Source organism: Paenibacillus antarcticus (genome assembly GCF_001637225.1).
GTDB lineage: Bacteria > Bacillota > Bacilli > Paenibacillales > Paenibacillaceae > Paenibacillus_AQ > Paenibacillus_AQ antarcticus.
In genome coordinates this window covers 35155-46107 of sequence record NZ_LVJI01000044.1, presented here as the reverse complement: position 1 = coordinate 46107, position 10953 = coordinate 35155, and the positions used below count along the sequence as shown (strand labels likewise).

Below are 10953 nucleotides of genomic sequence, written 5' to 3'. Positions count from 1 at the left end.
GAAGGATGACAATGGACAAGTGGTTTGAAAAAGCGAAGTTGGGGATTTTTATTCACTATGGTATTTATGCAGTGAACGGGATATCTGAATCGTGGTCGTTCTATAATGGCGGGATCTCTTACGAAGATTATATGAAACAATTAGACGGCTTTACAGCCTCGAAATTCGATGCAGACAAATGGGCAGATCTCATTGAAAAGTCTGGTGCGAAATATGCTGTTCTTACAACCAAACATCATGATGGTGTAGCCCTGTGGGATACACAATTTAGCGATTTAAATGTCGTGAAGAGTACCCCGGTTAAACGGGATATCATTAAAGAATATGCCGAAGCGATTACGAAAAAAGGCATTCACCTTGGCATGTACTACTCTCTAATCGACTGGTCTCATCCAGACTATCCAAGTGTCTATCAAGATGGCATTGTCCCTGACGATTTAAGCAAAGTTAACAAATTCTCTGAGCCTACAGACGGTGTTCAAGATGAAGAGAAATGGAATAGATTCCTGGAATTCAACAACAATCAATTACAAGAGATTTTAACCGATTACGGTAAAGTAGATCTCTTATGGTTCGACGGGGATTGGGAGAGAAGTGCGAAGCAGTGGAATCTTCCGGAGTTCAAGCAATACTTACAATCATTCAATCCAGACATTATCATTAACTCACGTCTCCAAGGTCATGGTGATTACAAAACACCTGAGCAAGGTATTCCAATCACAAGACCCGAGGGTCCGTGGGAATTCTGTACAACCATCAATAGCTCTTGGGGATATGTACCAACAGACACGAAATTCAAATCATTGAATCAGATCATCCGGATGTTCTGTGATTGTATCACCATGGGGGGCAATATGTTGCTCGATATCGGACCTATGGAAGATGGGACCGTAGATCCTAGAGAAGAAGCTATTCTGTTAGGACTAGGCAAATGGATTGGAACGCATGAAGAAGCAGTGTTCGAAACGGATGAAGGGATATTGCCACGATATTTCTTAGGCGGGAGCACGATCTCTAAAGACAAGAAAACGTTGTACCTCTTCGTATATGATGATCCTAAGGAGTGTCTATGCCTCAAAGGATTATCGAACAACATTAAAGACATTACAGTGCTTCATTCCGGTAAAAAACTGACACATGAAATTCATGGCGGCGTACCATGGTTCAATATTCCTGGAACCACATGGATTCATATGACAGCTGAAGATGCACATGAACAGGTTACCGTTCTTAAGCTAGAGCTTGAGGGTGAATTGGACATGTATGGCGGTTCTGGTGCGGTTGTCACACACAACTAATCGTAATACAACAAAACGAATAGAACAGAAAGGGCTGACCCAAAAGTAGATTAATCTTCTAATGAGACACCTCATTTTCTAAAAAGAGAAATATTCTCTTAAAATAGCAGGTCGAGGAGGTTATCCTTGACCTGCTATTTTGAATTTCTGAATTTCAACCGCCATGCGGTTTCATTCCAGAAATGTGGAGACCGCAGCGATTGGAGGAACGATCCATCCTCGGAGCGTCCGCCCACACCATCTATTTTTCTCCTACAGAAAAAGGATATATCTAGCTATTCTTTATTGGCTTTGGGGACACCCCTCTTTGTTATATCTCAAAATGACCAATACCCCGTTTTATCTTAGACAAAACGGGGTATTTAGTATGTAGCACACAGCAAGCTAATAACTACAAAGGTTGTTGATATTCTTGAGGAAAATAATTGCAGTAGTCATATTAATAGGAATGGCCACGCTACTTATGTATTTTGCCTTTACGGAAGATTCTAGTGGAAGTAGCAGAAATATTAGTACTGATAGTAGTCATTCCAACTTCACAGATTATAAACTCATCTCACATGCCATGGGCAGCATTCAGAATCAAGCGTATACGAATTCATACGAGGCTTTTGTAGCGAATTATGAGCAAGGGAATAGAGTATTTGAAGTCGACCTTCTTTTGACAGAGGATAATCAAGTGGTAGCTCGACATGAATGGACACAATCTATGACCAAGGAGCTTCAGCAAGAGGAGGAACTTCCTGAAGATCGTCAAGCAGTTCCGCTGACTCATAAGGAATTCAAAGAAAGTGATATCTTAGGGAAATTGAAACCGCTAGATTGGGGTGACATCCTAGATCTCATGGAGGAATATCCAGATATCTATATCGTGACAGATACGAAAGAACAGCAACAGGTGGAGATATTGAATTTAATGGTAAAAGAAGCAGAGCAACGTCGTAACCCTAAGCTACTCCAGAGAATTATTCCACAAATTTACGATCAGCCGATGCTAAAGACAGTGCAGGGAGTATATGAGTTCCCGTCTATTATTTATACTTTATATGCGTCCAAAGATACGGATCAAGAAGTGATTGATTTCGTTGCGAAGAATAAGAAGATTACCGGTGTTACGATGCCAGAGAATCGCACGAGCAAAAGTTTCGTCTCAGAACTTAACAAAGTAGGCGTAGTTACGTATGTACATACGATTAACGACATCGCAGACATGAAGAAGTATGAGAAGATGGGCATCTATGGTTTCTATACGGACGATCTATCTGAGCTAGTCCTGAACTCTGCGAATAAGTGGTATCTACTGGGTTCGAAATAAACATGATTCAAGATGTTAGAAGAAATATGCCTACTCTTTCAGGAGTTTTGGCATATTTCTTGTGTTTATTGAACATAAATATATTGTTCGTATTCAATGCGAACAGATTGACACTACCCCCTCACTATCATAGACTAGATTTATAGCTTTAAGATGATGCGTGGAGGTATGAAGGTTGAAGGAAATGTTGAAGTCTTGGAGGCATATATTTAAGCTCGATCCAGATCGTAATTTAGATGATCAGAGTCTAAATAGGGTATGTCTGTCTGGTACGGATGCTATAATGGTGGGAGGCTCTACAGGAGTAACTTATGAGAATACGGTAGATCTATTGTCTCGTATAAGAAGTTATGAATTGCCCTGTGTGCAAGAAGTATCTGATATGGAAGCTATTGTGCCAGGATTCGATCTCTATATGATACCGATGGTACTTAATAGTTCTGATCCTTCTTGGATTGTAGGGCACCAACAGCAGGCGATTGACCGTTATGGCTATATGATTCCTTGGGAACTACTCGTTACCGAAGGTTATATCGTGCTGAATCCAGACTCCGCAGTGGCGCGTCTTACGGGGGCGAATACATTACTTGATACATCAGGCACGATTGCATATGCGCAAGTTGCGGACAGGTTAATGTCATTGCCAGTCGTGTACTTGGAATACAGTGGTACTTTCGGTGATATGGAGACGGTTAGAGGCGTACACCAGAAGCTAACGAGCGCTCAATTGATCTACGGCGGAGGAATTAAAGACCTTAATACAGCTAAGCAAGCAGCATCGGTTAGTGATACGATTGTTGTAGGCAATATTATTTATGAGGATTTGGAGCAAGCATTACAGACTGTATTAGCTGTGAAGTGAACGACTTAATAATGTCTTGACCTGAATCACCACCACAATATAGATATTTGAAAGGAGCATGTGCGCATGCAACCTATTGACATACATGAAGGAATCAAACGACTTAATCCACCGCAACAACAAGCGGTTCTGGCTACAGAGAAACCGCTATTGATTATGGCAGGAGCGGGGAGTGGAAAGACGCGTGTGTTAACGCATCGGATCGCATACCTTATTGCTGAGCGTAAAGCACCACCATGGGCTATTCTGGCGATTACTTTTACCAACAAAGCAGCACGTGAGATGCAGGAGCGGGTATCGAAGCTTGTTGGGCGAGAAGGACGAGACATTTGGGTATCAACTTTCCACTCCATGTGTGTTCGTATTTTACGTAAAGATATTGAACGGATTGGATTCTCATCAAGCTTCTCTATTCTTGATTCTACAGATCAATTGTCGGTTATCCGTGGTTGTATGAAGGAATTGAACATGGATACGAAGAAATTTGAACCGAAAGCCATCCAGGCAATCATTAGTTCTGCTAAGAACGAACTTCTATTACCGGACCAATTCGAACAGAAGGCCTCGGATTATTTCGAAGAGTTGGCAGCCAAGGTTTATAAAATGTACCAAAGACGTCTCAAGTTCAATAACTCACTAGATTTCGATGATCTTATTATGACTACCATTCAATTGTTTAGGGATGTACCTGAAGTGCTTGATTTCTATCAGAAAAAGTTCCAGTATATCCACGTTGACGAATATCAAGATACCAACCGTGCACAGTATATGTTATGTCGCATGTTGGCAGAGGGGCATCAGCGTATTTGTGTAGTTGGAGATAGTGATCAATCGATCTATCGCTGGCGCGGTGCGGATATCAGCAATATCTTGAACTTTGAGAAGGATTATCCGGAAGCACAGACGATATTCCTAGAGCAGAACTATCGCTCAACGTCGAACATTCTGAATGCTGCGAACGAAGTGATTAACCTGAATACAGGACGTAAACCTAAGAAGTTGTGGACGGATAAAGGGGAAGGCGCGAAGATTAAAGTATATCGTGCGAATTCAGAACATGATGAAGGTTATTTTGTTACTTCAGAGATTAGTAAGAATATAAAAGAAGGTCAATCTTACCAGAATCATGCCATCCTGTACCGTACGAACGCACAGTCTCGGGTCATAGAGGAAATTCTGATCAAATCAGATATTCCATATCAGATTGTGGGCGGTATTAAGTTCTATGATCGTAAAGAAATTAAAGATCTACTGGGATACTTGAAGCTCTTATCCAATCCTGATGATGATATCAGTTTAACTAGAATTATTAACGTACCGAAGAGAGCTATTGGTGATACGACGGTTGCGAAGCTTGCAGCTGCTGCTTCAGAGCGTGGCACTTCGATCTTCCGTGTATTGCAGTACGTGGATGACCTAGGATTTGCGGGACGTACACGTGATGCACTTGTAGGATTCTACGATATGATCGAATCTTTACACCGCATGGTGGAATACTTATCCGTAACTGAACTAACGGAACAAATCCTTGAATTATCTAAATACCGTATTGAACTCGACAATGAGAAGACCCTTGAGTCGCGTTCCCGTCTAGAGAATATAGATGAGTTCTTGTCTGTAACGCAGGAGTTTGAGAAGAATAATGAAGATAAAACATTAGTTTCGTTCTTAACAGATCTAGCATTAATTGCTGACATCGATAGTGTGAATGATGATCCAGAGGAAGAAGAGGATAACGTCATCCTCATGACGATGCATAGTGCCAAGGGATTGGAGTTCCCAGTTGTTTTCATTATCGGGATGGAAGAAGGAGTGTTCCCGCATAGCCGTTCGTTTACTGATAATGATGAACTTGAAGAGGAACGTCGCCTTGCTTATGTGGGTATCACACGAGCAGAGAAACAGTTATTCCTTTCTTGTGCTCAAATGCGTACCTTGTTCGGACGGACGACAGCGAATAAACCATCTCGTTTTCTAGAAGAGATTCCAGACGAGCTTAAGGAAGACACCGTGATGACTCGCGATCGTGACCGCTATCAGCGAAATGGCAATAGTGGTGGTTCGTATGGAGGCCGTAGTTTAGGTAGCAGTGGAGGTAGTAATTTCGGCAAAGGTGGATCTACTGCTTCGGCGTCATCTCCACAGAGTCGCGTAACAGTAACCACTTCGATGAAGGCCAATACCGTAGCAGCAGGAAGTGCTGCTGATCCAGCTTCTCTCAAAGCAGGGGATAAGGTCTCCCATGGTAAATGGGGCGTTGGTGTCATCGTTTCAATAAAAGGTAGTGGGAATGATACGGAGTTACAAATAGCTTTCCCGGCACCTGTTGGAGTGAAGCGCCTGTTAGCGGGATTTGCACCGATTACCAAAGTAGAGTAAATAGAATAGAGCGAATTTCAATTGAATGACGGAGGGATACGCCCGCATGGATTCAATGCATACCATGGAGCAGCTCGTAGCTGAGCTTAACAAGTATAATTATCATTACTATACGATGGACACACCTCTCGTAAGCGATAAGGAGTATGACCTTCTGTACGATCAGTTGGTTCAACTTGAGAAGGATAGTGGCATAATGCTTCCTGATTCTCCAACACAGCGAGTAGGAGGGGAGTTGCTACGAGGCTTTGAGCCTCATCGTCACCTCTCACCGCTCTGGAGTCTGGATAAAGCTCAGAATATCGACCAACTTCGTAATTGGAATAACCGTGTGATCAAATTAGTTACGGATTATAACAGTAAGAATCCAGATAATCCGTTACCTAATCCATGTTACGCGGTTGAACTGAAGTTCGACGGATTAACGCTTAATCTGACTTATCAGGACGGAAGATTAGTTCAGGCAGCGACCCGTGGTAATGGTGTTGTTGGTGAAGGTATCCTTGCTCAAGTCAAGACGATCAAGTCTGTACCACTTACGATTCCATTCTCTGAAGGCACGATTGAAGTCCAAGGTGAAGGGATTATGAATTTATCTGTTTTGAGTAACTACAATCTAACGGCAGCAGAGCCGCTTAAGAATGCACGTAACGCAGCAGCGGGTGCGCTTCGTAACTTGAACCCGAAGGCTACTGCCTCACGTCGATTAAGTGCGTATTTCTACAATGTAGGTTATAGCGATGCGAACATGTTTGCAAATCATCGGGAGATGATGGACTTTTTACGAAAGAATCAATTTAAGGTCAACCCATTTATTACGTATTTCGAGAATTTCGATGATGTAACGGAAGAGTTGGCCAAGATTGTGGAAAGTCGTTCGGGTCTGGATTATCTCATTGATGGAGCGGTTATCAAGGTTGTCGATATGGAAACAAGAGGTGTGCTTGGGTACACTGATAAATTTCCTCGTTGGGCCGTTGCATACAAGTTTGAAGCTGAAGAGACAACTACGGTGTTGGAATCTGTCTCTTGGGAAGTAGGACGTACCGGCAATAAGTATATTTTAACAAACAAAAGTTATTAACCGTGTAATTATTGAAATAATATAGTTAATAAAGGCAGTTGATACTTTTGTTTAATACAATGTGGAAGTAAACGAAATGAACGAAATATATACCTTTTCTACGATGACTTTTGTTTAAGAAAGTGGGGGTGTGATTATTATGAATGTGAAAGAACAGATTGAGAATTTAAGATCACAGGTAAAATACCACAATGAAAAGTACTATGATTTGGATCAGCAAGAAATTACTGATTATGAATATGACCAACTTTCTAATGAATTAAAAAAACTTGAAGCACAATATCCGGAAATCAATAGTTCTGATTCCCCTACAAAAAAAGTGGGGGGCGCGGTAAAGCGTGAGCTTAGAAAAGTAAGACATGATGTTCCGGTTATAAGTCTTCAGGACGCATTTACCAAAGATGAAATTTATGCCTTTGTGGAGAAGGTCAAGTCCCAAATTCCTAATCCAAAATTTGTAGTTGAGTTGAAAATTGACGGTTTGTCGGTTTTGATAAGATACCGAGAAGGAAAGTTAGTAGAAGGTATTACCAGAGGCAATGGTGAAGAAGGCGAATCGGTTTATGAAAATTTATTGGAAATTAAATCCATACCTGAAACAATCCCTACGGCCTTACCCTATGTAGAAGTTCGAGGGGAGGTCTACATGTCAAATGAAGCATTTGAAAAGATAATGCAAAATCAACAAGAGATCGGCGGGAAAACTTACAAAACAGCGAGGAATTTAGCGGCAGGATCCCTAAGGCAATTAGACCCATATATTGTTAGGGAACGAAACCTTGATATTTTTGTCTTTAATCTTGAAATATCAGAAGGTAGAGAGTTTGCCTCCCATGCCGAATCATTTGAATGGTTAAATTCACTAGGGTTCCCAGTTGTACCTGACTATGAAATTTGCTCAAATGCAGATGAGGTTTGGGAAAGTATTTCAGCAATTGGAGAAAAAAGATGGAAATTGCCATTTGGCATAGATGGAGCGGTTGTAAAGGTTGATAATTTAGACGATAGAAGAGTATTAGGCAGCACTAGCAAAGTTCCCAGATGGGCAATTGCCTTTAAATATCCTCCAGAACAAAAGGAGACCGTTGTAGAAGACATCAAAGTACAAGTAGGGCGTACTGGCAGATTAGCTCCTTTAGCCATATTAACGCCTGTCAAATTGGCAGGTACTACTGTTTCAAAAGCATCCTTGCATAATCAAGACTATATAGATGCTAAGGATATAAGAATTGGTGACACCGTTGTCATTCAAAAGGCCGGTGACATCATTCCCGAGGTAATCAGAAGTGTTCCTGAAAAAAGACCAACCAATGCAATCAAGTACATGATCCCCGACACATGTCCAATATGTAATTCTCCAACCGTGAGAGATGACAATGGTGCGGATACTCGTTGTGGTGGGAACGAATGCTTAGCCCAATTGATCAGGGGTATCACATATTTTGCTTCCAAAGTTGCGATGGATATAGAAGGGTTTGGGCCAAGTTCAGTCGATTCTCTCATGTCTGAAGGATATATAAAAAATATCGCAGATATTTATCACCTCAAGGAATATCGGGATGTGCTAATTGAGAAAGGGATAGTTGGACGGGAAAAGTCGGTTGATAACCTTCTAAATGCTATTGATAAATCAAAAGAAAATGATTTGGACCAGCTAATTACAGGATTCGGAATAAAGAATGTAGGAAAGCAAACAGCAAGGGCGTTGACTTCTAATTTTGCAGATATAGACGAAATTAATAACGCTACCTACGATCAATTAATTATGTTACCGGATTTTGGTGAGACGGTTGCCAATAGTGTTTTGAATTTCTTTAGTCTTAACAGCACGGGAGCCTTAATTGATAAACTGAAAAAGGCTGGTGTTAATACCAAATCAAAAGTATCAGATAAAAGCAAAGACGACAGATTTACTGGGAAAACATTTGTTATTACCGGAACGCTGCCAAATCTAAAGAGAGACGAAGCTGCGCGATTAATACAAATGCACGGTGGCAAAGTATCGGGTAGCGTTTCCAAGAAAACGTCATTTGTCCTTGCGGGAGAAGAAGCAGGAAGTAAATTAACAAAAGCAGAGGATTTAGGCGTTAAAATAATTGACGAAGAAGAATTCAACAAGATGGTACAGTAAATAAATACGGGAATCAAGAGCTTGGTGTGTTTGCATAAGGAAACACACCTTTTTTGGTGATATAGGGAACGTTACTTGAATAAGTGCTTAGCCGGCGAGATAACAACGGCTACCATCCTTAAAGGGCAGCCTTTAATTTCTGCGGACAATCGCAATAGACTGCATTCATCCTGCAGGCAATGGCATTCAGCGAATTCGGGTCGAAAATTTCTAGGATGCATGCGATTGCGAACGACCGTCGGAACAAACCTGTTCAAGTTTATAATGAGAATGGATGTTCCTTTTTGGGGTTGGTTAGATGAACCAAATCGAAAAATGCATCGGCCGCACCATCAACATGATATATGTAGATCGGATAAGAAGATTACCAAGCGCATTATCCGAGTTCTATCCATCCAGGGTAATCTGATCAAAGCGCACTGCTACGCTTCCTACTTTCCTGATAGATAATGTTCTGGCCCTGGAACTGGTGATCATTCGTGCTAGATGATAATGGGCGTAAGGTGCTGTGGATCCTATGGAACACAACCGGGAGAATGCGGCGATCTTGGACATGGCGATACTTACGAGGGTGGTCGGCAGGCGGGAGGGACAGACAAGTACGGCACGCTCTCCGCAGCCTGTCGGATAAGAGGTATGTTGAGTGGGATCCGACGTTCAAGCGCGCATAAGTGATCAACAGTAATATGCTAACGGGGCTGGCACCGAAGCCGGAAATAAAGTCTTGGTGGGAATGTGAGTATTGTTGTTGAAAAACATTACCACAAAGTTATAATATTGATCTGTAGCGGAAGCACCGTGCAAGTGAGGACCGAGGGAAAGCATCCCCGGTCCTTTTTCGTACATATGCGCAATGAGGGTTTCAAACTAACGGGTAGATTAGTTTAATTGTAATAAGCTGAACCGTATCACAAGCAGAGGCTACTTTTTTGCAGAAGAGTTTACAGGAGCCTGCATTTACATCGTTCGAGCCATAGAGCTGGGTAGGTCACACTCCGGTCGGAATGATACGTAATGAGGATTATGCGAGTTGATTTGTGATACAGAATGAATATAAGGGCAAGGGGATACAAGTGGATATAAGTGGGATTTAGTGAATAATTGATACATTATAACTATCGAGTCTGGCTCAAGTAGGATTTGAGTACACGCCCTAAAATTAACGGGACATAATAGTCATCTAATATCATTACGTGTAATTCGTGAAAATTACATATGAATTATTGACTGGTTTTTTTCAGAGTGATATGCTTCAACAGCAGGTGAATAGAAGTGAATTTTAATAAATACTTTGAAGAGGACAGTGTATGAAACTTGAAGATATTATAACGGTTAAAATCGGAAGAAACCTGTCCAGAGGAAGTAAGAAAAATGATCTAACTTTACTTGCCTATTCATATGAGGATTTAATAAATGATTTGGATGGCTCATTTCTGGACTCACAAGCTAGCTCTTATATTGGAAATTCAAATCATCAAGAAGGCTATTTGAGCAGTGTTGGAGATGTTGTGTTCAGCTTTGTTAGTTCTAAGGCTGGGATCGTAAGTGACTCAAACCAAGGAAAGATCATAAATCAAAATTTTGCGAAACTCGTTATTGAACATGATCAATTGGATAGAAGATATTTATGCTATGCACTAAATGAATCATACTCAATGAAAAAACAAATGGCAATTTCCATGCAGGGAAGTACTATACCCAAATTAACTCCGGCTCTTTTGAAAGAGTTGGAAATCATGCTACCAGGCATTGAAAAACAACGGATGATTGGAAAGGCGTATTTCTTTTTGAGAAAGCGTCAATCTTTGGCGAAGAAACAAGCAGAACTTGAAGAGCAACTTTACTTAGAGGTATTGAAGCAATTAGACCAATTATAGAAAGAGT

The 10953-nt window shown here is 41.2% G+C and carries 7 protein-coding genes and 1 pseudogene; all 8 read left to right on the top strand.

Going from position 1 to position 10953, the window contains the following annotated elements; all coding sequences use genetic code 11:
- The first annotated feature begins 11 nt into the window (after window positions 1-11).
- The 8 genes and pseudogenes from PBAT_RS20650 to PBAT_RS20620 all read left to right on the top strand — a co-directional run bounded on the left by PBAT_RS20650 (window position 12) and on the right by PBAT_RS20620 (window position 10946).
- Window positions 12-1298 carry an alpha-L-fucosidase gene (locus PBAT_RS20650; protein ID WP_068652483.1) on the top strand — a complete coding sequence of 429 codons (1287 nt, stop codon included), beginning with the start codon at window positions 12-14 and terminating at the stop codon, window positions 1296-1298.
- A gap of 412 nt (window positions 1299-1710) precedes the next feature.
- Entirely contained in the window at window positions 1711-2613 is a 903-nt protein-coding gene (locus PBAT_RS20645; RefSeq protein ID WP_068652481.1) for a phosphatidylinositol-specific phospholipase C/glycerophosphodiester phosphodiesterase family protein, read from the top strand.
- Window positions 2614-2797: 184 nt separating this feature from the next.
- A complete protein-coding gene (gene pcrB / locus PBAT_RS20640) occupies window positions 2798-3475 on the top strand; it encodes a heptaprenylglyceryl phosphate synthase (RefSeq protein ID WP_420848813.1) in 678 nt (225 codons plus the stop codon).
- A 66-nt stretch (window positions 3476-3541) separates the two neighbouring features.
- A complete protein-coding gene (gene pcrA / locus PBAT_RS20635) occupies window positions 3542-5854 on the top strand; it encodes a DNA helicase PcrA (protein ID WP_068652477.1) in 2313 nt (770 codons plus the stop codon).
- 46 nt (window positions 5855-5900) lie between these two features.
- Window positions 5901-6905 (top strand): annotated as a pseudogene (locus tag PBAT_RS20630) (NAD-dependent DNA ligase LigA); the annotation flags it as partial.
- Between the two features lie 172 nt (window positions 6906-7077).
- On the top strand, window positions 7078-9069 hold the full coding sequence (gene ligA / locus PBAT_RS20625) for an NAD-dependent DNA ligase LigA (RefSeq protein WP_068652475.1): 1992 nt from the start codon (window positions 7078-7080) through the stop codon (window positions 9067-9069).
- 486 nt (window positions 9070-9555) lie between these two features.
- The gene (locus PBAT_RS25405; RefSeq protein ID WP_169810150.1) at window positions 9556-9744 is read left to right on the top strand and encodes a hypothetical protein; all 189 of its coding nucleotides are present in this window, start codon (window positions 9556-9558) and stop codon (window positions 9742-9744) included.
- Window positions 9745-10376: 632 nt separating this feature from the next.
- Entirely contained in the window at window positions 10377-10946 is a 570-nt protein-coding gene (locus PBAT_RS20620) for a restriction endonuclease subunit S (RefSeq protein WP_068652473.1), read from the top strand.
- Window positions 10947-10953: the final 7 nt, after the last annotated feature.

Coding starts and splice junctions, on each gene's coding strand:
- pcrB (WP_420848813.1), top strand. CDS start 2,798: ATGTTGAAGTCTTGGAGGCATATATTTAAGCTCGATCCAGATCGTAAT.
- PBAT_RS20650 (WP_068652483.1), top strand. CDS start 12: ATGGACAAGTGGTTTGAAAAAGCGAAGTTGGGGATTTTTATTCACTAT.
- PBAT_RS25405 (WP_169810150.1), top strand. CDS start 9,556: ATGATAATGGGCGTAAGGTGCTGTGGATCCTATGGAACACAACCGGGA.
- ligA (WP_068652475.1), top strand. CDS start 7,078: ATGAATGTGAAAGAACAGATTGAGAATTTAAGATCACAGGTAAAATAC.
- pcrA (WP_068652477.1), top strand. CDS start 3,542: ATGCAACCTATTGACATACATGAAGGAATCAAACGACTTAATCCACCG.
- PBAT_RS20620 (WP_068652473.1), top strand. CDS start 10,377: ATGAAACTTGAAGATATTATAACGGTTAAAATCGGAAGAAACCTGTCC.